A 22,243-nucleotide genomic window follows, 5' to 3' on the forward strand; every position below is an offset into this window, starting at 1 on the left:
CGGAGACTTCAGACCTGACAGGGACCTGCCAAGGTTAGTATTCCTGACCGAAACGTCAGTGTTTCTGCCTGTCATGTTTACAAAAAATACCCTACGATTTTTCATGTTCAGACTTTACAGGATACCAACACTGAGTCAGCTTCCAACAAAGTAAAGGGCAGGTATCGGCGAAAAAGCAAACTTCTGAGGGATTACCCGGTGATCTCTTGTGAGTAAGGCAAACATCTCGTGTTTCATCATCGGGGATGATTGAAATTACCAGTTTATACGCTTTTTGCTGAGCTATTCTGCTTTGGGCACTCCAAAATCAAAATCGTTAAATGATATTTGGGTAGTCCAGTAATTGAATAATTAATAGATCAAAGGAGTGATAATGATGTTGTCTAATAATATTTCTTCCCGCCCAACGACGCAGGTTTTTTCAGATGCCGCCTCGGCATCTTTTGTTGAAACGCAGACCAAAGGCATAAAATTTGGCGATACATTCAGAACCGTCTCCTCAGTGTTTTCTGAAAGTGTTTTAAATGAGGCCAATCGGGTAATAGATGACGACAAAAGTTATTTCAACTCGGCTTTTGTCAATCGTATGCTGAAAAAAAGAACGATAAGTAAAGTTATAGAATCAAGCACAATATTTGACGATTTGAAATTTTGGTTAAATTGTGGAAATCCCGTTTTCTCTGCCGAATTATGCTATAACGAGCGAATTCAGTTTGATGAAAATGGTCATTTGATTAAAGGGTGTTTCCGAAAGGACTGCTTGGCTACTTCATCGGATGAAATCTGGGCTCTATGCTCAGAGGCATTGGAAAAAATGGCCGATGAATTTCAATGGCGGGATCGTTCGGTAGAAGTTTCTGGTATTGCCCTGATTCGTTACCCATTAATTCCCTCAAGGGGAATTAAAAATATGGTCTGGCATAAGGATCCCGGCAAAAAGAGCATGGTCGTCCAATTGAATGACAATACCAACGCAACTGGAACGGGTGTAAAGTATTCAGGAGGCGGGCTTGATATTGGCAAAATGTCATCGAGTTCTAATCCAATGGAAACATTGCTTGATGAAGGCACTGAGGAGTCATTTTCATATGATGGCCGAAATAACGGGCTTAGATTTTCCAATGAACATTCCCTGATTCATCGGGCTGGGGATATCGTATACCTCAGCGAAAATGCTGATGATCTGGAAGAAAAACGCATCATAGTGGTAGTAGTTGATGATTAATACCCATCGTGTTTTCTAACTCCCGTGATGAGCATACAGAATGGAAAGTGCGGATCGTCTGCTGGTAGACAACGTCCTTGCTGCCTCACGCACCCAGGCACAGAAGTATTGCTAAAGGAAAGGTGCAAGTGTTGCATGCCGACAACTGGCAGACTGTCTATCCTGAAGTAGTATCATCCATTCGAAGCTGTCTCGAAGAGCAGGGTCTGAAAACCACCGATTATTTTGACAGTCCGATCAAAGGGGGTGATGGAAACCGGGAGTTTCTCATTATTGCCAGAAAGGCGTCATCACCCTGAACGGCTAGCAGCCTGTCGGACTTGAGCGTCCGTAGCGAGGATTGCGAGAAATTGAGGATAAAAATTTCTGATTCCGAGGAGAATAGCGAGCTATTTGACGAGGGAGCAGGAATTTTTAGACCAATTTATCGCAACCGCACGACTGCATGGATGCAGGAGCTAGAGCAACGCAGGAGCAGCTGCCGTGTAGGACAGTCTTAAGTCCGACAGGCTGCTAGCGCTTGCGAGCGATCATCAATCCGTCGCTGACCGGCAGTAACACCATATCGACCCTGTCATCCTGTTGAATAAAGCGATTGCATTCGTCAATGGCCCTGGTTTCTGCATCCTGAGGATTCACCACCGAGCCACCCCAGAGACTGTTGTCCACTAGCACCAGTCCGCCAGACTTCAGTAGCTCAACACCGCGCCGGTAGTAATTCAGATAATTCTCTTTATCGGCATCGATGAACACCCAGTCGAACAAACCCTCCTGACCTTGCATTTGAGCCAGGCTGTCCAGAGCAGGCTGAATTTTCAGGGTTATTTTCTCCGACACACCCGCTTTCTGCCAATGCTCTCTGGCAATGTTCGTCCATTCCTCTGAAACATCCAGACAAGTCAGGTGCCCATCGTCTGGCATGGCTAATACGGTTGCCAGAGCACTGTAGCCAGTGAATGTGCCGATCTCTATTCCCTTTCTTGCACCACTCATCTTCACCAGCATTTGCATGAAAGCCCCCTGCTCCGCTGAAACCTGCATGTGTCCTTCGGAAAAATCTGCCATCCGTGCCCGCAGCTCACTCAATACAGGATGATCACGCATGCCTGCATGAGTCAGATAAGCGGCGATTACAGGTGTTATGGTCAGAGTTGTTCTGGACATGACATTGCTCTTCTATTCAATCAGTTAGTAAGGTATGGAACGGGCTCGCCTGTAATCATGGATGAAGAATGCAAATATTTAAATGATAGAAATGAATTTCACCCACTATAAATGATCATAAATCAACCAAAAAGTAACAGCCACAAATGCGTGGGCTGAATTTTAATCAAAAAATTTTGGCTGTTGCCTGCTGAACCGGATTATTTATGGGTTTTCGGGCAGGCACTATCCATAGGCACTATCTACCATACGGCTACTGTAAAGTTTTTATATTTGCAATCGCTAAACTCAAAGGGGTTTCATAATACTCCTGATAATAACTTAATATATCTTCAACAGTATGAAAATAAATACTACTACCTCCTATTTTACCTACACAAACATTATCTCCAATATGAATAAATGTATGAACAAGTTTGTTATTGTTTAAAATTGCAAGAGTAATGAAATGATCCTCTATGTCTGAGTTTTCTAAAGCTGTAAGTTGAAGGCTAAGTTCGTCATGGTATGATTGTGAATTAACCTCCATTAAGTTGACAAACTGAAAGCAGGTTGTTGGCGTTTTTTCACCTTTATAAAAATCGCTAAAAGTTTTATTTCCTGGTAAACGATTTCCAAACTCTGGGGGGAAATCATCAAAAATATTTTGTAAGCCTTGATTTATACATTTTATGAATCGTTCCTGCCATGAGTTTGAAGGTTTGTAGTTGCGATTGCCATCATCTGTTTGAATGTTAAAAGATATAACCTTTCCCGGCGTATTGTCACCAATTTTCTGTGCTAAATCATTATCCCTTTCATTCCCATTGATGCAGTTAAAAAATTCATATTCTATTTCAAATGGAAGGTACTTTAATACCGTTCTCTTCTCCGAACCATCCTGAAGTAAACCGGTAAAAGTCTTGTCTCTTTTTTTAGATCTATCAATTTTTATACATACTAATGCCTCTTCAGTTTCCAGAGACATGTGATGACACCCTGCCTCAGCTTTTTGTAATGCTGGAGCGTTTTGTTCAAGACTGCCACCAGGTTGAGCAAAAATTTTAGAGGTAACTGCCAGAAGTAACAGAGCTGCAAGTTTAGTAATCATTTCAATATTCAGTTTTAAATGCTATGTGGTGGATCGATAGTATAGGCATGACATCCTCCCCGCCCTAAAGAGGGTGTCGCAAAACCCCGCAAAAGCCGGTAATCTTAGATAAAGCAGTTTTACCGGCTACCTCATGACAACAAGACGGCAAATTAAGATTAATAACGACCCTCAGCTGGATATTTTCTCAACAGCAACTCGCAACTCTGATCAAAGCTCTTTCAAGGAGTCTGGCAACTCGGATGACCAAGCTCAAACAAGACGTTTTGTTGCTCCAGACGCAAATTCCATTACCCTTGGCAATACAAGCTTAAAAGAGCATCTTGAGTTAACCGACCAGAAAGCACCATTCATTGTCGCTAGCCTTCTTGATGAACGGGATTGGTCTGAATTTGAGACAAGATACGCTCCACAGGGACGTCCTCCTTATGCACCACGTAACATGATGGGGTTGATCCTTTACGGAATCATGCAAGGTGTAACTTCACTGAGAACTTTGGAACGACTGGCTCGTGTTGACCTTGGTTGCATGTGGGTCTCTGGCGGTATTTTCCCAGATCATGGCATCATTGGGCGTTTTATCAATATGCACAGTGAGTCTATGACTGGAGCATTTTTTGAAAGCCTGACACGTGCGGTACTAAAAAAAACGGATTCCGGCGGAAACTGCCTGGCTGGCGATGGCACGGTAATAGAGGCGGCTTGCTCAAGTTATAACATGATCAAGCAGGAAGCAGCGCAGCAAGCTCTTGAAGCGGCCAGGGAAAAGGCTGACAGCCAACCTGATTGCACCAAGAGCCAGAAAGATCTGGAGAAGGCGACCAGTGTTCATGAGGCTGTCATCGAGCGCAACAAAAAGAAGAAGAAAAATGGCAGGTCCGGTGAAGCTGTCGTCAGCCCGACAGAGCCAGAAGCGACTGTTCAAAAAATGAAACGGGGGCGAGGCTATGCAGCTAGCTATAAGCCGTCGGTACTCGCTAATAGTAAACGGGTCGTTCTGGGCCAGACGGTTGATCCTACCAGTGAAACCTCGGCAGTAAAACCAATGCTGGATCAGGCAGAGCAAATAACAGAGAGTCCTGTTGACGAAATGCTGCTGGATGCCGGCTACTTTAGCGATGACATCATCGCAACCAGTTTGGAAAGAGACATCAGCCTGCTTTGTCCAGAGGGTAAAGAGCCAGGAAAACCCAAGGCATCGGCCAAGTTCCAGAAGGGGCATTTTTACTATGATAAAGCCCGTGATGTTTATTGGTGCCCGGCAGGGAAAGAGCTTGTCCTGATTGGTCAAATCAAGGGAAGCACTCGAACAAAGGAGCAAAAACACTACGGCAACGGACCTTGCGAAGGCTGTGCTCTCAAAGGTCAGTGTACGACTAATAAAAAAGGGCGACGCATAAAGCGCTACGCAATGGACGACGCTAAGGATGTATTAAGGCAGGTAATGCAGCAGCCAAAGGCGAAGAAAGTCTTTAGCAAGAGAAAGGCAATGGTTGAGCCTGTTTTTGCCTACTTGCGGGATATACAGGGATTAAATCGCTTCCGTCGCAAGGGGCTTGAGAGCGTTAAATTGGAGTTTGGCTTGCATCTGCTGGCTTACAATCTGATCAGGGCTGTAAGAGCCATAATTTACGCTATTTTGTGGCTAAACAAGCTTCTCTGTTGGCTTTTTGAACAATACTGGTTACTTGATAGAAAATGGGTCAGTCGGGAAAGAAACCCAGTAAAGCATCATACTTTGCTAAGGGAAGGGCTTTACTGGATTTGAATTTTGGCTTTTACGACACCCTCTAAAGAGGGTGTCGCAAAACTCCAGCAGCTCGTTCCCACGTTCTGAGGTCGTCATTCCCGCGAAGGCGGGAATCCAGCGCCAACGGTGGATCTCTGCCTTCTCGGGGATGAAAAGGCCAGGGGGCACCGGGCAGTAGGGTTCTGGTGGTGAGTCAGTGTGGATTCCCGCCTTCGCGGGAATGACGAGAATGAAGTCGGGAATGACGAGAATGAAGTCGGGAATGACGAGAATGAAGTCGGGAATGACGAGAATGAAGTCGGGAATGACGAGAATGAAGTCGGGAATGACGAGAATGAAGCCGGGAATGACGAGAATGAAGCCGGGAATGGCCAAAGTGAGATTTTATACCAGACAGTTCGGCTTGCCTTTGAATAAATACTTTCAGGTTGTCAATTGATAACCTGAATGATCATCGCTAAGTTTTTGAATTTCACCCACTATAAATGATCAGAAATTAACCAAAAAGTAGCACCCACAAATGCGTGGGCTGAATTTTAATCAAAAAAATTTTGGCTGTTGCCTGCTGAACCGGATTATTTGTGGGCTTTCGGGCAGGGACTATTTACCATACGACTACTGTAAAGTTTTTATATTTGCAATCGCTAAACTCAAAGGAGCTTCATAAAACTCTTGGTAATGACTTAATATATCTTGAACAGTATGAAAATAAATACTCCTACCTCCTATTTTACCTATACAAACATTGTCTCCAATATGAATAAATGTATGAACAGGCTCATTATTGTTTAGAATTACAAGAGTAATGAATTGATCTTTTATGTCTGAGTTTTCCAGGGCTGTTAGTTGAATATCAAGTTTATCACGATATGAATTGGAATTAACCGCCATAAAAGTCACAAATTGAGCGCAGGTTGTTGGAGCTTTTACACCTTTATAAAGGTCGCTAAAAGTTTTATTTCCCGGTAAACGATCTTCTAGTTCTGATGGTAAATCATCAAAAATATTTTGTAATCCTTGATTTATACATTTTATGAATTGTTCCTGCCATGAATTTGAAGGTTTGTAGTTGCGATTGCCATCATCTGTTTTAATGTTAAAAGATATAAGCTTTCCCGGCGTATTGTCACCAATTTTCTGTGCTAAATCATTATCCCTTTCATTCCCATTGATGCAGTTAAAAAGTTCATATTCTATTTCAAATGGAAGGTACTTTAATACCGTTCTTTTCTCCGAACCATCCTGAAGTATACCAGTAAAAGTCTTGCCTCTTTTTTTAGATCTATCAATTTTTATACATACTAATGCCTCTTCAGTTTCCTCGGACATGTGATGACACCTTGCCTCAGCTTTTTGTAAATCCGAAGCGTTTTGTTCAAAACAGCCACCGGGTTGAGCAAAAATTTTAGAGGTAACTGCCAGAAGTAATAGAGCTGCAAGTTTAGTAATCATTTCAATATTCAGTTTTAAATACTATGTGCTGGATCGATAGTATAGGCATGACGAATGCCTTCTGTTCGTTCCATAGCTTCGGCCCCATCCGGAGTGTTTTCGACGCAGTGTTGAAGCAGGTGTACAACTCGTTCCCGCGCTCTGAGGGTGTCGCAAAACTCTCTCCAGCGTGGGAACGAGTTGACTCCCGTCATTCCCGGCTTCATTCTCGTCATTCCCGCGAAGGCGGGAATCCACACTGACTCACCACCAGAACCCTACTGCCCGGTGCCCCCCTGGCCTTGTCATCCCTGAGAAGGCAGAGATCCACCGTTAGCGCTGGATTCCCGCCTTCGCGGGAATGACGACCTCAGAGCATGGGAACGAGCTGTTGGAGTTTTGCGACACGCTCGAATGGCGAGAGTGAGATTTTATACCAGACTGTTTGGCATGCCTTTGAATAAAAACTTTCCCTACGAATTTACCCTTCTTTTCAGCATCAAAGAGTGCGCTCAGGACGTTGATGATATTATCGAAGCACTGGGCGAGGCGGGTTGCAATGACATGTTGATTGGTATTGGTCAGGTAGGGCGAATGGCCATGATGTTCGACCGGGATGGCACCAGTGCCGCTGATGCCGTTGGCAGCGCAATACGGGACGTGAAAGCAGTGATTCCTGATATCAGGCTTCTTGAAGCTTCACCGGACCTCGTTGGGCTCACGGACACAGCGGAGCTACTGGGTTTCTCAAGACAGAATATGCGAAAACTGATGACCAGTAATCCAGAAAGTTTTCCCGCCCCGGTTCACGAGGGCAAACAGGCACTCTGGCCTCTTGAAACCTTGCTGACCTGGCTGAGGGAGCATAAACAATACGAGATTGATGATTCGTTGCTGGAGTTGGCAAAGGCCAATCGGCATCTTAACCTGGCCTCAGCCACCAGAAGTTCAGACCCTGATCAGCTGAAAGCTTTTGGCCGCTTGCTGGCAGGTGATTGACGAGCTTCCCAAACGAGAGGCGCCGCCATAGATAGTTCAACGAATCTACGATTTCCTCAATGGCCATCACCTGCACTGACCATTAATTCCGTTCAAACGGGCTCAATGGTATTAATCTATCGGGCACCCGTCTCATTGCAGGGGTGATGCTCATGCCAGTGGCGGGCGATTTGCTCACGGGTGCATAGCCATACTTTTTCCTTCGACTGCACATAATCCAGGAAACGCATCAGCGCAGCCGCACGACCCGGCCTGCCTACCAGACGACAATGCAACCCTACCGACATCATCTTCGGCTGATCGGCACCCTCATCATAGAGCACATCAAACGCATCTTTCAGATAACTGAAGAACTGATCGCCAGAATTAAAACCCTGAGCGGTAGCAAAACGCATATCATTGCAGTCCAGTGTATAAGGCACGACTAACTGCGGCTGGTCAAATCGGGTATCCCAATAAGGCAGATCGTCTGCATAACTGTCTGCGTGGTAGAGAAAACTTCCCTCTTCTGCCACCAGCTGCTCTGTTTGGGGGCTGCAGCGACCTGTATACCAACCGGAAGGTTTCTGGCCGGTCATTTCTGTGTGAATTTTAATGGCCTTCTGCATGTGCTCACGTTCTTCATCAAGATCGTGAAACTGGTAATCAATCCAGCGATAGCCGTGACTGGCTATCTCCCAGTCAGCATTCAGCATGGCCTCAACCGCCTTAGGGTTACGTTGCATAGCCATGGCCACGGCATAAACCGTCACAGGAATGTTTCTCTGGGTGAAAATACGGTGCAACCGCCAGAAACCAGCCCTGGCCCCATAATCGTAGATAGATTCCATACTGATATGGCGCATCCCTTCATACGACTGGGCACCAATAATTTCGGAAAGGAAGGCTTCTGAACCTTTGTCACCATGAAGTACAGAATTCTCACCACCTTCCTCGTAATTTATGACAAACTGAACGGCAATCCGCGACTGCCCGGGCCATTGCGGATGAGGTGGGGTATTTCCATACCCTGTTAAGTCTCTGGGGTAGTGGTTATCACTTAGATTCATGACAAACTCCGACTTATTTTTTTTGTTTAAATCAATATATTGATTGATCTCTAATCTATGGCATAAACTCCCAAAGTCTGACCATTTGGTCAATATTTTGCTTATAATCTACAAGATCCATTTTGCCAGAACACAGAAAAAAATGCCCTTTTAGCCGGGTACAATAATACTCCAATAAAAAACCAACAAAAATCAGGATATGCGATGAATACAATGACTGATGGCACAACAACCGCTGACGGCGCTAACGAAGCCCTGCTATGGCGACAGACAAAAGTCGATCTGGCGGCCCGTGCTCTGGGTGGCGATGTTCTGTCTGCGAGCGATGACTTCTTTGCTGAAAAAGACAACCTTCTGCTGGACTCCGAGCCGGTTTTTCTCCCGGAAAAGTACACGGCTTACGGCAAATGGATGGACGGCTGGGAGTCGCGCCGACGCCGGAGCGGCGATAATGACTGGGTCATCGTCAGACTTGCGACCCTGGGAATGGTGGAAGGGGTAGAAGTCGATACCCGCCACTTCAAAGGCAATGCACCGGGTGCCGTTCAGCTGGAATACATTGCCAGCGAGTCAGACCCCGATGAGCAAAGCCAATGGCAGCCTATGACCACCAGAATGGCGGTTGATGCCGATCATCGCAATCTGATCCGTCTGGACCAACCTGTCGAAGCCACTCATATTCGTCTGACCATTTTCCCCGATGGCGGTGTTGCCCGCCTCAGAGTTTATGGAAAAATCCTCTTTAACACCCAATATCTTCTTCCCAACGAACCCGTTGATCTGTCCGCACTGATGAATGGTGCCCGCCCTGTCAGCTGTTCAGACGCCTTCTTCAGCCCGATGCAAAACCTGCTTCGTCCGGGTCGCGGCGCCGATATGCATGATGGCTGGGAAACCCGCAGAAGACGCAATGGCGGTCACGACTGGATGATCATCAGGCTGGCAACACCCGGTAAAATTGGCCGGGTTGAGATTGATACCCTGCACTTCAAAGGAAACTATCCCGACAGAGGGAGCCTTGAAGGCTGTTATTTTGAGGGAGAAGTGCCCGATGGCAAGGCACAGTGGCGCCCGTTACTGAGCGAACAAAAACTTCATGCCCACCGTAATCACTCTTTTGTAGAGAGTCTGGAAAATACTCAGGAAATATACACCCATGTTCGTCTGAATATTTTCCCCGATGGTGGCGTATCAAGATTGAGAGTGGTCGGTCAGCCGGAGCCAGCAAAATGACATTGAACGAACTGAATACGCTGAGCGAAGAGCAGGCATCAGAAACTTTTCGTCAGTGTTGTGCCAGCGGTCAGTGGGTTGAGTCCATGGTGGCGGCAAGACCGTTTGCCAATATCGAAAGCCTGCTGATTGCTGCTAATGCCGTATGGTCTCATTGCCAGAAGCCCGACTACCTGGAAGCGTTTGATGCCCACCCGAAAATTGGTGATATCAACAGTCTGAAAGAAAAATACAGCAACACTCAAACCATGGCAGGCCATGAGCAGTCCGGCGTCGATGAGGCCAGTGAACAAACCCTGCAGGCACTGGCTGAAGGCAACGAACAGTACGAACGACGGTTTGGCTATATCTTCATTGTCTGCGCTACTGGCAAAAGTGCCAGTGAGATGCTGACGCTGCTGGAGGAACGTTTGAGTAACGAGCCAGAGGATGAACTCTCAATTGCAGCGGCTGAACAGTATAAAATAACCAGTATCCGCCTGTGCAAAATGCTCAAGAACACCTCTTTGCCCAAAGAAGGAGTGATTTTATGACCGGGATCAGTACTCATATCCTCGACACAGCTCGTGGCCGCCCTGCCGACCAGGTTCCTGTCACTCTGTACAAACAGGTTGCAGGCAGCTGGATAGAGGTAGGGCAGGGCACAACAAACGCCGACGGAAGAGTAAACAGTCTGGCTACAGACGAAGTAAACCTTCCTGAAGGCATTTATAAGCTGGACTTTGCGATTCAGGATTACTTTAACCGGCTGGAGCAAAAATGCTTTTATCCGGAAGTCTCGGTCATTTTTGAAGTCAGTGATGATCGCCACCACCATGTGCCATTGCTGATATCTCCCTTTGGGTATTCGACTTACAGAGGGAGCTGATTTCCAATGCTTATAAAGCCTGTAAGTCAAACATAAAAAGCGTTGCAAAGCCCTTAGCCCAAAAAAGCCCTGAGCTACCAGAAAATAAATATAAAGAGGCATTCCATGCCAACCACGTTAACCACCCGGGCTCTCTCTGTAGAGCCCTTGTCTGCCGAAGCTTTCAAACCCTTCGGCGATGTGATCGAAGCCTGTGGTGACGCCATGATCATCAATCAGGGCCGCTGTCGTAAGTTTAACGATCTCACCCGGATTCAAACCGATGCCGTGGGTGAAGTGGCTGTTCATATTTACCACACGCAAGCCATCAAACAGCCCTACCGACTGGATCTGCTGGAACGCCACCCTCTGGGCAGCCAGACTTTTATGCCCCTGGAGCAACAGCCGTTTTTGATTGTTGTCGCTCCTGATAACTTCTCAGAGCCAGACTTTCATCACATTCGCTGTTTCATCACTGATGGTTCCCAGGGTATTAACTACCATCCGGGCACCTGGCATCATCCGCTACTCTCTGCCGGTAAGGGAGTCTCCTACCTGGTGATTGACCGGGCCGGCCCGGGGCACAACTGTGACGAAGTTTTAATCCCGGCCCACCTTTCCCTGACCGTGGGAGTACCCTTATGACGAGCCCTGCAACTACTCCTGTTTTCTGGCGTGCTTCTGTACTCCACTTTCTGGACGATCCCGATAAGGGAGAACAAAGCTGGGAATACTTTGACGACGGTGGACTATTGGTTGAGTCAGGTTTTATCAAAGCCTGCGGCCCTGCCAAAACCTTATTGCAAGAGCTGCCGGAAGACTGTGAAATCAGAGACCTGTCAGGCAGGCTGATCGTACCGGGATTTATCGATACTCATGTGCACTATCCCCAGCTGGAAGTCATGGCAGGTTGCGGAGTACAACTGCTGGACTGGCTGGAACAGTACACTTTTCCTGCTGAAGCCCGCTTTTCAGATCCTGAATATGCCCGGGACATTGCAGAGTTGTTTCTGGATCAGTGCCTGAACAGTGGAACGACTACCGCACTGGTTTTTGGCACAGTCTCTCCCCAATCGGTTGATGCTTTCTTTGAAGCTGCGCAAAAGCGCAAGATGCGTATGATTGCCGGCAAGGTCATGATGGATCGCAATGCGCCAGACTATCTGCTCGACACCCCGGAAAGCAGCTATGAAAAGTCAAAGCAACTGATTGATCGCTGGCACAACAAGGGTCGATTGTCTTATGCCGTCACTCCCCGCTTTGCTCCGACTTCTTCTTCCGAACAGCTGACACTGGCTGGAAAACTGCTCAAGGAATATGAAGACCTCTACCTGCATACCCACCTGTCTGAAAACACCAAAGAAATAGAGTGGGTTCAGGAACTGTTTCCTGACAGTAAAAATTATCTGGATGTTTATGACCAGCATGGTTTGCTGGGTCCCCGCTCGGTCTTTGCCCACTCCATTCATCTGTGCGAGGAGAGCTGGGAGCGAATGGCTGAAAGTGACTCGTCCATTGCCTGCTGTCCGGGTTCCAACCTGTTCCTGGGCAGCGGTTTATTCCGTTTTTCTAATGCTAAAAACAAAAATATTCGTGTCGGGCTGGGCACAGACGTGGGTGGTGGCACCAGTCTGTGTCTGCTGAACACGATGAAAGACGCTTATCAGGTATCTCAGTTGGGTGAGAATACGATATCTCCTCTTCAAGCTTTCTACCTGGCCACTCTGGGAGGCGCCAGAGCCCTGCATCTCGACGATCGCATTGGCAGTTTCCGGGTCGGCAACGAGGCAGACTTTCTGGTGCTTAATCCCGAAGCCACACCTTTGTTGAAATTCAGAACAGAAAAAACACAAACACTTGAAGAGTTGCTGGGTGTACTGATGGTAATGGGTGACGACCGGGTCATTGAAAAAGCCATTATCATGGGCCAGGAAACTCGAGGAAGAAGCTGAGTATGGAATCCTATATACAAGACTGGTTGAACCTGATTTTTCGATGGTTGCACGTCACAGCAGGTATTGCCTGGATCGGTGCCTCCTTTTACTTCAACTGGCTGGAAGGCCGGTTGGAAAAAGCGCCTCAGGCAAAACAGAAAAAAGGTATTAAAGGGGAATTGTGGGCTGTGCACGGTGGAGGCTTCTATGAAGTAAACAAATACCATCTGGCACCGGAGAAAATGCCGGAAACCCTGCACTGGTTCAAATGGGAAGCCTATGTTACCTGGCTCAGTGGCTTTGGCCTGCTGGCCATCATCTACTACTGGGGAGCGGAAAGTTATCTGCTCTCGTCAGACTCTTCACTGTCACCGGCTTCAGCCATTGGGGTCAGCCTATTCAGTTTGTTCGTAAGCTGGCTGGCTTATGACTTTCTCTGCCGTACTCCATTATTTAAAAATGAAAGACTGTTCAGCGCAGTACTCTTTGGGCTGATTGTTTTTGCAGCCTGGGGATATGCGCAACTGTTCAGCGACAGGGCAGCTTATATCCACGTAGGTGCCCTGATCGGAACCCTGATGGTGGGTAATGTCTTCCGGATTATCATCCCGTCCCAGAGGAAGCTGGTTGACGCAGCACAAAGAGGTGATACCAGCTTTGATCCGGCTATTGCCCAACATGCAATGCTTCGCTCCAGACACAACAACTACTTCACCCTGCCGCTGTTATTTATCATGATCAGCGGCCATTACCCAATGACTTATGGTCATGACTGGAACTGGGCAATTCTTGCTGCCCTGTCACTGGCTGCGATCCTGATCCGACACTTCTTTAACCGTCGTAACCAGGGTGCTGTATTAACCTGGCTCTGGCCTGCGGCTGCCATTGTCATGTTGAGTCTGGCGTTTGTTATACGACCACAAATGGCTCCAATATCCGAGGTTGCAGGAGCACCCGCTTTTGACAAACAGAAAATTGTCGAGATTGTCACCAGCCGCTGTTCTACCTGTCATGGGGCCAAGCCAACTGACCCTCTCTTCCAGACAGCGCCAGGTGGTTTGATCTTTGACGATTATGAATCCATCGCCAGCAAAGCAGACAAGATCTACAGTCAGTCCGTTCAGACACAGATCATGCCACTGGCAAATCGTACAGAGATGACGGAAGAAGAACGCCAGCTTCTGGGGCAGTGGTATCAGCAGCTGAAATCTGAATAGGAGAGCAGGGTCATAGTTTTCATCAACCCGGGCTCTGTCAGAAACAGAGCCCGGGATGTTATTGTTATTCCAACGCTTTGTTTCAGGCCCTTTTTTCACCCCTGGGCAGCTTTCATTGTATAAGATTGAGACTGTCGTCACTGACTTTTAAAAGGGTGTTAACCATTGGAGACAGACATGAACAAATGGCAGTGTGTTGTTTGCGGTTTTATCTATGACGAAGAAAAGGGCTGGCCTGATGAGGGGGTTGAGCCGGGTACTCGCTGGGAAGATGTTCCTGAAGACTGGCACTGTCCTGACTGTGGTGTCGGCAAAGAAGACTTTGAAATGGTCAAAATTGGCTAATTTGGTCGAAATAATCCGATTCCCGTGTTTTTCACGAGAAAGCCTATTGCTCTAACCTTTGCAGTGTTTTAGTCTGTTCATGACTGCTTATCCATCGGAAGAAAAAAAAAAAGAAGGAGTGCATGACATCATGCGTAAACCAGAACTCGTTAACGCCATTGCCGATCAGGCAGATTTGACAAAAGAACAAGCCAATCAGGCACTCAACGCCATGATTGAAGTCATAACCTCCGCTCTGAAACAAGAAGACACTGTCAGCCTTATAGGCTTTGGTACATTCCTGCAGCGCAGCAGAGCCGCACGCACAGGTAAAAACCCGCAAACAGGAGAGCCGATTCAGATTGCTGCCAGCAATACGGTCGCCTTCAAACCAGGTAAATCATTGAAAGACGCGGTTAACGGCTGATACCGGCTGAGCCCAATAATACCCGAGGTTGTTCTGCTTACAGAACAACCTCATTTACTGAAACCTTTCTTTTTCCAGACAGCCAGAGCCTCTCTGAGTATCTTCCCAGCAGCCAGAAACTGAGCGCCAGCAATGCAAAAAACAGTGCTGTATTGATCTCTTCCCAAGCGTACTCAAAGAACCGGGTATACAGATTCAGCAACAAAAAGGAGATTCCGCTGATTCTTAGAACAGAGTCATCTCTGCAAAAACCGATAAACATCGCCAAACCTGACGCTGCCGCCATGGCCAGTCGCCATAACCAAAGCTGCATTTCTGATGCCTCAAGGGCTTTAAGCCCGTAGTTGTAATTACTCGTCATGGACAAAATCCACAAGCACACGAAAAGCATCATTAAGGAAATAAACTGAGTCACACCAAAAAAGGCTCTGGTTCGTTTAAAAAAGGGCAGGCCATAGCCCAACAGAAGAACCACCAAACTGAAGAAAAGAAATCGCAAGGGATAGCTCATCCCGAAAAACGGCTGATAGTAACCACCAGCCCAGTAAGTCGTTTCAGCAAAAAACCAGAAAGCCAATGCTCCTAAACCCAAAACCCAGAGCAACAGCGATTCCAGCAGTATCGCCAGCACCAGATAGATCACGGCACCAAGAAGTAATAGCAGCGAATAGTGGCCACTTCCTGTATAAACGGCCCGACCCAGGTAGTAAATGGAAGCCGCTGTGGATGCAGCGCCCAGAAAAAAAACAAGCTCCTGACTAAAGACTCGGCCTGTCTGACGGGACTTGAACCAACCGCCAAACAGATAAAAACCAACTGACAACGCAGCAAAAAACAAACTTCGGGTGCCGTCCTGAAGAGTCAATAAACGCTCCAGCCATGCCATCAGAGCCTCATCCATAACCACTGCTAACAGGGATAGCACCATGGAAGACAATGCAGCCCAAAAAGCGTATTGAGCCAACATTCGCCACTGAAAGGAGTGCACGTCCAGAGAGTCCAGCAGGGCTTCCTTTTTAACTTCATCCAGAAGACCCTCCCTGGACCATTTCTCCAGTGTTGCTTGCAGAAAGCGGTGCTGTTTTTCGTTCACTTTCATGATGTCTCCCTCAGGTGTCTTCAGGAATCAGAGCCTGTCTTTTCATAGATCATAGTGAGAAGCCTCTATTAGTCCGGGTTTGCATGAAAGGCCCGCCAGATCTTCATCATTGTTCAAATGCTATAGCGTACATTCCGAACCCCTATTTTTCGACCGGGGGTGTTGACACTTTCGCCTTAAATCCCTAACATTCGCCGCACTTGTTGAGCAGCCTATTGCTGATCGCAGGGCCCAGGTGGCGGAATTGGTAGACGCGCTAGCTTCAGGTGCTAGTGTCCGAAAGGGCGTGGAAGTTCGAGTCTTCTCCTGGGCACCAATCATTAACAATGATTGGGCAGGACGCAAAGTTCATACAATTTAAGTGACAAGCCCAGGTGGCGGAATTGGTAGACGCGCTAGCTTCAGGTGCTAGTGTCCGAAAGGGCGTGGAAGTTCGAGTCTTCTCCTGGGCACCAATACTCAAGATCTTGTCGTGTGATTCACGGCAAGAAAACCGGTAAAATTCCCGACTCTCTCATCTCTCTTCCTTTTTATCCTCTCTCATCCCTTACTTGCTGGTTTTTGCGGATATGAGCCTTCTTCACTTCCAGTGTTTTGTGGCCGGATAGCAATCCTTCATGGTAAGACACGCATTTGGCTTTTAGATCGTGGAAGTACCATCTTTCTGTAAACAGTTCTGATATATACCTGCACTAACCCAGTCAACCAGAGGCTGTCGTAGACAAGCCGCTGGATTTTATTATTAGATGAAACGGTTATTTTTTGAGATGGTTCACGATGATGGCGAGTGTTTCTTCAATCTTGTCAAAGCGCTTATCGTGTGCGTCAAAGCGTTTATCAATCCTGTCAAAGCGCTTATCGTGTTCGTCGAGTCGTTTATCAATCCTGTCAAAGCGCTTATCGTGTTCGTCAAAGCGCTTATCGTGTTCGTCGAGTCGTTTATCAATCTTGTCAAAACGCCTATCGTGTTCTTCAAAACGTTCATCGACTCTCTTGAAACCTGCAAGTGTTGCTTGTGTCAATGCCGAAAGATCAGATTTAACCCTGATAACCTCAGATTTGACCCCTGCAATATCCAACTTTAAGTCTGCAATGTCATGCTGGTTAGTCATCGTAATGCTCTGTGTGTCTGCGCAAACCTTCACCAGACTGTGCATGTTAGCGTCCATCTGTCTGTGTTGCTCCTCAAGTCTTTCAACTCTTGCCTCAAGGCTCATACATTTACCTTTACAGTTTGTCGTGTGAGCGATGAGCTTAGTAGACAATCGAGAATGTCACAAAGGCAGTTGGTAAAATTATAGATCGCCTGTTCATAGGCATCGGCTGACGCTCACAGCAGGGTGGCATTTATTGCTGTTAAGAAATTAGACCCGCCCAATGTGACCTGCATTATTTTGACAACCTCCACGACTGATTCAAAGAAATCAGTCGTGGAGGTTGTCAAACACTAAAATGTCTGACTATGCAGACCAAGCTCCCTAACCCGCTTCCTTGGTGCAAGGCAGTATGTCATTGGCAGACAAAAAGTTGTCTCGCTGCTTTATAAAGCGAGTACGGATCAGTGCAGACCTGCTTAAGAAATGACATTATTTACAGGCAATCCCTAATGAAGAGCGGCAGACTTTTTATAAAATGCCATGTTATTCATTCCGAATCTCATTCGGTATTATCGACATGATAAATTTACTACAAAACACTACAAGCCAAGCCATGACCACCACCTCAGATTTTTACCAGAAAAATGCGCTGCAATTTTATAGTTCAACTGTTGGCGTTGATGCTCAGGAACTTTATAAGTTTTTCCTACCATTGATTCCCAATGGTGGGCATATCCTTGACGCTGGTTGTGGTTCAGGCCGGGATGCCAGAGTTTTTCTTAACTGGGGCTACAAAGTCACTGCATTTGATGCCAGCGCCAATCTTGCAGCAATGGCGTCTCAACTAACGGGTCTGGCAGTTCAGACTTGCCTGTTTGATGAATTTCAAACAAAACGACAGTTTGATGGAATCTGGGCTTGCGCCTCCCTGCTTCATGTTCCTTATTCAGATCTGGCTGCAACCATTAACCACCTGGCTGGTTTTTTGGTCCTGGGCGGCTATTTTTACTGTTCCTTTAAATACGGGCAGGGTGAGGCATTACGGGATGGACGTCATTTTACGTATATGGATGACGCTCTATTACAAGACACGCTGAGCTCAACTGAGTTACGGGTTCACAAAAGCTGGACTACCCATGACTTAAGGCCAGAAAGAGCCAATGAACAATGGCTAAATGTAATTTTAGGCCTGAAGGCCTAAAAGGTCATCGGTCCGCGAGGTTCGGGCTTTTCCCAAATGTGCAGAAGTTGAGGTCTTGCTTGATTGTAGTTGTCCTGAAGGAATCCTTTACGCAATGCTTCTGTTTTGCCTGTTTGTTGAATCAAAGTCTCTCTGATAGGCAGATGGCTGTTGATAAAATACTCATTTCTGGCATGAAGTCTGGCTAGATAGTCAATATGTGGCAGCAGAGCGGACTTGCCATTCGCCCCCCTGTTGCAGCTCTTGCAGGCCAGAACAAGGTTCCAGATACCATCAATATTGGGTACGTACTCTCTGATTGCCCGTGGAAAAAAATGGTCAACATCGGCAAGGTCAGACGCCCCTGATTGAATGGATATATGATCAAAACAGTAAAAACATCTTCCCTTCTGGTAGCCGTTCAGACTGTCTCTGGAGCTGGTAATGTTTACCCTGCGGTCATTCCGATGAGTGAACAGTTGTTTGCTATGGTGGTCATGCTCAACACGCAAGAGATTTCTTGCAAGGCCCAACTGCCATGCACTTTCTACCAATCGCCAACGAGCATTGGTTTCGGGTTTTATGCTGTTTATGGCTTCTGATGCCATAAGAGTGTAAAAATCTTCAGTAAGTCGGATGCCTTTGTTGCTCGTTTTCCGTTCATCTATAAAAAAGCGTTTGTCGACTTCACGACGATTAACATTATGAAAGGCGTCAATGACATTTTGAAAACCGAGTCTTACTGTTTGAGCGCAGAGATAATCCTGATCAACTCTACCAAGATTGAAATCTGAACATGCTGCCAGAAACTTACTGGATCTCGATGTCGTCTGTTTTGGTGCCTCTTTCAGATGCTCACAGATATGGCGAGAGAATGGGCCTGCCAGCTGTTCCAGAGAGATAAAATCATCGCTTGAGTTGGACAACTCATAAAGAGAACAGGCAAGGGCAAACTTGTAAGAAGCCACATTGTTGCCGAAAAGAATAATGCTGCGCCAGTAATTATCGAGCGAAGGTTCAACATCGTAAAATTGAGACACCGTACCCCCCAGATCGTCCATAAATGTGTGGAAAGGCATTATTTAATTCTTTTTGAAGTTATAATTTTATATGTAATTATATTTAATTATATAAGGATAATGCTACAAAAGTACCAAGTAGCCTTCGGATTGATTTTTTATAAAGAGGTAAAGGAAATCAGCAGTAGGAGGTGTTACTGATGAACTGAGCTCGATTTTGGCACTCTTGAAATTTTTGGTAGATTCCCGTTGGTGAGTTTTACAGAGTGCTTTCCTGAGTTTTATACAAAAGACAAATGTCGCTCATTATGATAGATACTGACTATGCTGCCCGGCCTTTTTCGTAGGTAAATGATCGCGGTTTATCCCAATACTTCAAAAAGAATGTTAATCATCATAGAAGCCTGAAACTGCCAATGACAGAGCTGCGCTACCGCTCTTCTTAAGTAGCTAACTGGCTTAAGCCTCCAATGAAGAGGCATTTGTAATGGTCGATCTGCTTTCAAAAGGGCCAATGTCGCAGGTTTTCAGGATGTCTGGCCGCTTTGTGTTCTATCAACAGTTTCATAGAGGGCTGAAAGGAGTCAGGGTAGATAACACGCACTATTCAGATACTTTGCCCTGATATTATTCAGCACCTGATCACCGGATAGTGTTTTGCCCTCTGACTCATCTTTAGCACCAAAAGACAATAGCTTCAGCAGTGCGATAGCTTCTTGCCTGCGCTGTCTATTCTCAGAGGATTCAATGACACAGACCTTGCCATTTGATGACACGACGATTCGCTCTTTCAAGTCCGGGTTAGCCGCATTCTTTTTTACGAAGCTGATCGGTTCAATTCTCATCACTTTGCCTCCTGTCTATGGCCTACTGGTCCATATAAGATCTTTTACTATCGGGATGTGACTATTTACTCTTGCACGGCTTTACGGTTTCATCAATTAAAAACCATCGGGCCTACACTAGAAAGACTCGGCTTTCTGACCTGGAATCTTCAATGGAACTTAATACCTGGCTGGCTTTTCTGGCCGCAACCATCATTATAAGCTTGACGCCGGGAGCCGGTGCGGTTAATACCATGGCCAACGCCATTCGCTCAGGGCTGATCCGGACCCTGCCATCCATCATGGGGCTCCAGGTCGCTCTGATTATATTTCTGGTTGTCGTCGCTGCAGGTCTTGGGGCCATCCTTGCAGCCTCAGAGACACTGTTTACCCTGATCAAGTGGACAGGGGCTCTTTACCTGATTTTCCTGGGCATCATGAAATGGCGTGAAGCACCCAATGGGTTTTCGGTCGAAAGCCAAACCCGTACCAACAAGAAAAAATCCTTTGCCAGTGCCATTCTGGTGAATCTGACTAACCCCAAGGCCATTGTTTTTCAAGCAGCTTTCCTGCCGCAGTTTATTGACCCTGCCCTGACAATCTGGCCCCAATACCTGGTTATGGGAATCACTATGGTCATGGTTGATAGCCTGGTTATGCTGGGTTACGCCAGCTTCGCCCTAAAGCTGATGCCATTTCTGAAAAAATACGGGAAGCTGCAAAACCGACTGTTTGGCTCAATGTTTATAACCTGCGGCGGGCTTCTGGCTGCCAGTCAGCGATAACCACGCCAACGCACTATGGTCAATGTCTCACAAAAGGAAGGGGAAACCTCCGATTTCGGAAAATACCTAGTCGTGAATAATAGGAATTGTCAGCTGGGGACAGGATGTTCGCAAAGTCAGGAAGACTTAAGCTGACAAGGATTATTACAGGCAGGATGCTTCGGGATAGTCAGGAAGACTTGAATACCGCAGGAAGCGGACAAAGCAGGAAGCTTTGAAGTCAGGAGACAGATGGAAAGTAAATTGAGGCAGGACGCCTGAAGTGGTCAGGAAAGACCAAAATAGCAGGATGCTCGTTTCAGGGCAGGAAAAGGTTTCACAAGGATCGTACAAAAAGCAGACCACAGGGTCTGTTTTTTGTACCCGGTGTTATTGACAAAGAACCCTCTCATACATATCATGCACCTCGTTCTTTGCCGGTATAGCTCAGTTGGTAGAGCAACTGACTTGTAATCAGTGGGTCCCGAGTTCGACTCTTGGTGCCGGCACCATACAAAAGCCCTGATAAATCAGGCACTTAAAAGCCTCAGCATAGTCTGGGGCTTTTTTATATCTACTCATTTTTTCAATTTTAGTCCCCACCCTAGTCCCCGTTTCTCCTTCGATAGCTTGTTCATTGGAGAAAAATCAACCTTCACACTCCGCTGTAATTTTCGATAGGATAATGGCAAGACTCCATGGGTAAATTCTCTAAAAATAAAAGAATAAAGATAAAAAAGGGACATTAATGACAAACTTTGACTACAAACAACTTGAGTTTTTCCATAGGGAAATCACCGATACAGAGTTAAACGAATTACAGTCAAAAGCAAATGACTTTTTCTCTATGAAAGGATTCACAGCTTGCGATCACCCTGCCAAAATAACTGAAGGCAAAAAGAAGAAAGGTAAGAAACTGCTATTTGATCGTTACTTTGCCTTAGCTAAACTACTTCGTATAGAGACCATTCGCAAAGCAGAGTCTGAAGCTGACACTGCTGAAAGCTATCTCGTACTGGAGCAGTCCCTCTTCACTTTGCTTGACGTCGTTTCGTTTATTGAATCAAACCCGGAAAAATTTCAGCAATATCTCGATGAAAGACATCAAGCACCCGATAGACCAGTAACTGCAGATACACAGCTCCTAGCACTCCTCTACCTAGGTCGATGCCTTGAAAAATTACTTCTCGGTGAGTCACCGAAAGAAGCCTTCAATATCCAGGGAAACAAGGGAAAACCTATACCTACTCCCAAAAACCTGAAAGAACAATGCTCTACTTTCAAATTCCGTTATGCTGTAGCACTGCTGGTACATACTGTTCGAAAAAACAACAGGCTCACAGCAGAGGAATCATTTCTTGAGGCAGCCGAACTTTTTAATATGGAAGGAAAGGAAAACACTATTAAGCACTGGTATAACAAGCACTTGACAGATAACAAGGTAATCATTAAGTCAACCCTCCACAAACTACAGAGCAAAAAATCACAGCGCCTTTTTGCCCAGGAAGCGTTAGCCAGTTACCATTCTGCCCAGACGAGTAAATCCTGATTTACTCACCTGTAATGTAAT

At 46.3% G+C, this 22,243-nt stretch carries 25 protein-coding genes and 3 tRNA genes; 19 read left to right on the forward strand and 9 right to left on the reverse strand.

The genetic code is table 11. The features are described from left to right. Window positions 1–373: 373 nt before the first annotated feature. On the forward strand, window positions 374–1,225 hold the full coding sequence (locus P6910_RS25450) for a hypothetical protein (RefSeq protein ID WP_317144031.1): 852 nt from the start codon (window positions 374–376) through the stop codon (window positions 1,223–1,225). Window positions 1,226–1,353: 128 nt separating this feature from the next. Further along, the gene (locus tag P6910_RS25455; protein ID WP_317144032.1) at window positions 1,354–1,524 is read left to right on the forward strand and encodes a hypothetical protein; all 171 of its coding nucleotides are present in this window, start codon (window positions 1,354–1,356) and stop codon (window positions 1,522–1,524) included. Between the two features lie 214 nt (window positions 1,525–1,738). On the opposite strand, the gene P6910_RS25460 is transcribed toward P6910_RS25455, so the two are convergent. Together P6910_RS25460 and P6910_RS25465 are read right to left on the reverse strand one after the other, a co-directional pair. Then, a complete protein-coding gene (locus P6910_RS25460) occupies window positions 1,739–2,389 on the reverse strand; it encodes an O-methyltransferase (RefSeq protein WP_317144033.1) in 651 nt (216 codons plus the stop codon). Window positions 2,390–2,642: 253 nt separating this feature from the next. Then, window positions 2,643–3,479: a hypothetical protein gene (locus tag P6910_RS25465; protein ID WP_317144034.1), complete on the reverse strand. Its 837-nt coding sequence runs from the start codon at window positions 3,477–3,479 to the stop codon at window positions 2,643–2,645. Window positions 3,480–3,612: 133 nt separating this feature from the next. On the opposite strand from P6910_RS25465, the gene P6910_RS25470 reads away from it, so the two are divergent. Then, a complete protein-coding gene (locus P6910_RS25470; RefSeq protein ID WP_317144035.1) occupies window positions 3,613–5,247 on the forward strand; it encodes an IS1182 family transposase in 1,635 nt (544 codons plus the stop codon). On the opposite strand, the gene P6910_RS25475 is transcribed toward P6910_RS25470, so the two are convergent. After that, window positions 5,221–5,604, reverse strand: a complete 384-nt coding sequence (locus P6910_RS25475) for a hypothetical protein (RefSeq protein ID WP_317144036.1) — start codon at window positions 5,602–5,604, stop codon at window positions 5,221–5,223. The two genes, P6910_RS25470 and P6910_RS25475, sit on opposite strands and share 27 nt — an antisense overlap. 240 nt (window positions 5,605–5,844) lie before the next feature. Beyond that, window positions 5,845–6,681, reverse strand: coding sequence for a hypothetical protein (locus P6910_RS25480; protein ID WP_317144037.1), 837 nt, complete (start codon window positions 6,679–6,681; stop codon window positions 5,845–5,847). Between the two features lie 147 nt (window positions 6,682–6,828). On the opposite strand from P6910_RS25480, the gene P6910_RS25485 reads away from it, so the two are divergent. Further along, window positions 6,829–6,975, forward strand: a complete 147-nt coding sequence (locus P6910_RS25485) for a hypothetical protein (protein ID WP_317144038.1) — start codon at window positions 6,829–6,831, stop codon at window positions 6,973–6,975. Between the two features lie 141 nt (window positions 6,976–7,116). Further along, complete coding sequence (locus tag P6910_RS25490) at window positions 7,117–7,659, forward strand: DNA-binding protein (RefSeq protein ID WP_317144039.1); 543 nt, start codon at window positions 7,117–7,119, stop codon at window positions 7,657–7,659. 116 nt (window positions 7,660–7,775) lie between these two features. Here the strand turns inward: P6910_RS25490 and puuE are convergent, their stop codons facing one another. After that, window positions 7,776–8,708, reverse strand: a complete 933-nt coding sequence (puuE, locus tag P6910_RS25495) for an allantoinase PuuE (RefSeq protein WP_317144040.1) — start codon at window positions 8,706–8,708, stop codon at window positions 7,776–7,778. 204 nt (window positions 8,709–8,912) lie between these two features. Between puuE and alc the strand changes: the two genes are divergently transcribed. From alc to P6910_RS25535, 8 genes are all read left to right on the forward strand, one after another. Further along, window positions 8,913–9,941, forward strand: coding sequence for an allantoicase (alc, locus tag P6910_RS25500; RefSeq protein ID WP_317144041.1), 1,029 nt, complete (start codon window positions 8,913–8,915; stop codon window positions 9,939–9,941). Beyond that, a complete protein-coding gene (uraD, locus tag P6910_RS25505; protein WP_317144042.1) occupies window positions 9,938–10,474 on the forward strand; it encodes a 2-oxo-4-hydroxy-4-carboxy-5-ureidoimidazoline decarboxylase in 537 nt (178 codons plus the stop codon). The genes alc and uraD overlap by 4 nt, the downstream gene beginning before the upstream one ends. Continuing rightward, window positions 10,471–10,809, forward strand: coding sequence for a hydroxyisourate hydrolase (uraH, locus tag P6910_RS25510; RefSeq protein WP_317144043.1), 339 nt, complete (start codon window positions 10,471–10,473; stop codon window positions 10,807–10,809). The genes uraD and uraH overlap by 4 nt, the downstream gene beginning before the upstream one ends. Before the next feature lie 105 nt (window positions 10,810–10,914). Next, window positions 10,915–11,433 (forward strand): ureidoglycolate lyase, encoded by a 519-nt coding sequence (locus P6910_RS25515; RefSeq protein ID WP_317144044.1) that lies wholly within the window; start codon window positions 10,915–10,917, stop codon window positions 11,431–11,433. Then, the gene (gene guaD, locus P6910_RS25520) at window positions 11,430–12,740 is read left to right on the forward strand and encodes a guanine deaminase (protein WP_317144045.1); all 1,311 of its coding nucleotides are present in this window, start codon (window positions 11,430–11,432) and stop codon (window positions 12,738–12,740) included. The genes P6910_RS25515 and guaD overlap by 4 nt, the downstream gene beginning before the upstream one ends. 2 nt (window positions 12,741–12,742) lie before the next feature. Further along, on the forward strand, window positions 12,743–13,939 hold the full coding sequence (locus P6910_RS25525) for a urate hydroxylase PuuD (RefSeq protein ID WP_317144046.1): 1,197 nt from the start codon (window positions 12,743–12,745) through the stop codon (window positions 13,937–13,939). Window positions 13,940–14,116: 177 nt separating this feature from the next. Then, window positions 14,117–14,284: a rubredoxin gene (locus P6910_RS25530; protein ID WP_317144047.1), complete on the forward strand. Its 168-nt coding sequence runs from the start codon at window positions 14,117–14,119 to the stop codon at window positions 14,282–14,284. Between the two features lie 130 nt (window positions 14,285–14,414). Beyond that, on the forward strand, window positions 14,415–14,690 hold the full coding sequence (locus P6910_RS25535) for an HU family DNA-binding protein (protein ID WP_317144048.1): 276 nt from the start codon (window positions 14,415–14,417) through the stop codon (window positions 14,688–14,690). A gap of 37 nt (window positions 14,691–14,727) precedes the next feature. On the opposite strand, the gene P6910_RS25540 is transcribed toward P6910_RS25535, so the two are convergent. After that, window positions 14,728–15,789 (reverse strand): hypothetical protein, encoded by a 1,062-nt coding sequence (locus P6910_RS25540; protein ID WP_317144049.1) that lies wholly within the window; start codon window positions 15,787–15,789, stop codon window positions 14,728–14,730. Between the two features lie 229 nt (window positions 15,790–16,018). Here P6910_RS25540 and P6910_RS25545 point away from each other — a divergent pair. Beyond that, window positions 16,019–16,105: transfer RNA gene (locus tag P6910_RS25545), tRNA-Leu, on the forward strand. A gap of 52 nt (window positions 16,106–16,157) precedes the next feature. Then, window positions 16,158–16,244, forward strand: a tRNA-Leu gene (locus P6910_RS25550). A gap of 300 nt (window positions 16,245–16,544) precedes the next feature. On the opposite strand, the gene P6910_RS25555 is transcribed toward P6910_RS25550, so the two are convergent. Further along, entirely contained in the window at window positions 16,545–17,006 is a 462-nt protein-coding gene (locus tag P6910_RS25555) for a hypothetical protein (RefSeq protein ID WP_317144050.1), read from the reverse strand. 457 nt (window positions 17,007–17,463) lie between these two features. Here P6910_RS25555 and P6910_RS25560 point away from each other — a divergent pair, with 457 nt between their 5' ends. Further along, a complete protein-coding gene (locus P6910_RS25560; protein ID WP_317144051.1) occupies window positions 17,464–18,087 on the forward strand; it encodes a class I SAM-dependent methyltransferase in 624 nt (207 codons plus the stop codon). On the opposite strand, the gene P6910_RS25565 is transcribed toward P6910_RS25560, so the two are convergent. Beyond that, window positions 18,084–19,145, reverse strand: a complete 1,062-nt coding sequence (locus P6910_RS25565) for an HNH endonuclease domain-containing protein (protein WP_317144052.1) — start codon at window positions 19,143–19,145, stop codon at window positions 18,084–18,086. The genes P6910_RS25560 and P6910_RS25565 overlap by 4 nt on opposite strands. 524 nt (window positions 19,146–19,669) lie before the next feature. Then, window positions 19,670–19,930 carry a type II toxin-antitoxin system Phd/YefM family antitoxin gene (locus P6910_RS25570; protein WP_317144053.1) on the reverse strand — a complete coding sequence of 87 codons (261 nt, stop codon included), beginning with the start codon at window positions 19,928–19,930 and terminating at the stop codon, window positions 19,670–19,672. A 152-nt stretch (window positions 19,931–20,082) separates the two neighbouring features. Here P6910_RS25570 and rhtB point away from each other — a divergent pair, with 152 nt between their 5' ends. The 3 genes from rhtB to P6910_RS25585 all read left to right on the forward strand — a co-directional run bounded on the left by rhtB (window position 20,083) and on the right by P6910_RS25585 (window position 22,222). Continuing rightward, the gene (gene rhtB, locus P6910_RS25575; protein ID WP_317144054.1) at window positions 20,083–20,694 is read left to right on the forward strand and encodes a homoserine/homoserine lactone efflux protein; all 612 of its coding nucleotides are present in this window, start codon (window positions 20,083–20,085) and stop codon (window positions 20,692–20,694) included. Window positions 20,695–21,109: 415 nt separating this feature from the next. Further along, window positions 21,110–21,185 (forward strand) — tRNA-Thr (locus tag P6910_RS25580). A gap of 236 nt (window positions 21,186–21,421) precedes the next feature. Beyond that, entirely contained in the window at window positions 21,422–22,222 is an 801-nt protein-coding gene (locus tag P6910_RS25585) for a hypothetical protein (protein ID WP_317144055.1), read from the forward strand. The last annotated feature ends 21 nt before the right edge of the window (window positions 22,223–22,243 follow it).

Source organism: Endozoicomonas sp. 8E (genome assembly GCF_032883915.1).
GTDB lineage: Bacteria > Pseudomonadota > Gammaproteobacteria > Pseudomonadales > Endozoicomonadaceae > Endozoicomonas_A.

Coding starts and splice junctions, on each gene's coding strand:
- P6910_RS25585 (WP_317144055.1), top strand. CDS start 21,422: ATGACAAACTTTGACTACAAACAACTTGAGTTTTTCCATAGGGAAATC.
- rhtB (WP_317144054.1), top strand. CDS start 20,083: ATGGAACTTAATACCTGGCTGGCTTTTCTGGCCGCAACCATCATTATA.
- uraH (WP_317144043.1), top strand. CDS start 10,471: ATGACCGGGATCAGTACTCATATCCTCGACACAGCTCGTGGCCGCCCT.
- P6910_RS25450 (WP_317144031.1), top strand. CDS start 374: ATGATGTTGTCTAATAATATTTCTTCCCGCCCAACGACGCAGGTTTTT.
- P6910_RS25560 (WP_317144051.1), top strand. CDS start 17,464: ATGATAAATTTACTACAAAACACTACAAGCCAAGCCATGACCACCACC.
- P6910_RS25480 (WP_317144037.1), bottom strand. CDS start 6,681: ATGATTACTAAACTTGCAGCTCTATTACTTCTGGCAGTTACCTCTAAA.
- P6910_RS25570 (WP_317144053.1), bottom strand. CDS start 19,930: ATGAGAATTGAACCGATCAGCTTCGTAAAAAAGAATGCGGCTAACCCG.
- P6910_RS25515 (WP_317144044.1), top strand. CDS start 10,915: ATGCCAACCACGTTAACCACCCGGGCTCTCTCTGTAGAGCCCTTGTCT.
- P6910_RS25565 (WP_317144052.1), bottom strand. CDS start 19,145: ATGCCTTTCCACACATTTATGGACGATCTGGGGGGTACGGTGTCTCAA.
- guaD (WP_317144045.1), top strand. CDS start 11,430: ATGACGAGCCCTGCAACTACTCCTGTTTTCTGGCGTGCTTCTGTACTC.
- P6910_RS25470 (WP_317144035.1), top strand. CDS start 3,613: ATGACAACAAGACGGCAAATTAAGATTAATAACGACCCTCAGCTGGAT.
- P6910_RS25465 (WP_317144034.1), bottom strand. CDS start 3,479: ATGATTACTAAACTTGCAGCTCTGTTACTTCTGGCAGTTACCTCTAAA.
- puuE (WP_317144040.1), bottom strand. CDS start 8,708: ATGAATCTAAGTGATAACCACTACCCCAGAGACTTAACAGGGTATGGA.
- P6910_RS25460 (WP_317144033.1), bottom strand. CDS start 2,389: ATGTCCAGAACAACTCTGACCATAACACCTGTAATCGCCGCTTATCTG.
- P6910_RS25525 (WP_317144046.1), top strand. CDS start 12,743: ATGGAATCCTATATACAAGACTGGTTGAACCTGATTTTTCGATGGTTG.
- uraD (WP_317144042.1), top strand. CDS start 9,938: ATGACATTGAACGAACTGAATACGCTGAGCGAAGAGCAGGCATCAGAA.
- alc (WP_317144041.1), top strand. CDS start 8,913: ATGAATACAATGACTGATGGCACAACAACCGCTGACGGCGCTAACGAA.
- P6910_RS25540 (WP_317144049.1), bottom strand. CDS start 15,789: ATGAAAGTGAACGAAAAACAGCACCGCTTTCTGCAAGCAACACTGGAG.
- P6910_RS25535 (WP_317144048.1), top strand. CDS start 14,415: ATGCGTAAACCAGAACTCGTTAACGCCATTGCCGATCAGGCAGATTTG.
- P6910_RS25555 (WP_317144050.1), bottom strand. CDS start 17,006: ATGAGCCTTGAGGCAAGAGTTGAAAGACTTGAGGAGCAACACAGACAG.
- P6910_RS25530 (WP_317144047.1), top strand. CDS start 14,117: ATGAACAAATGGCAGTGTGTTGTTTGCGGTTTTATCTATGACGAAGAA.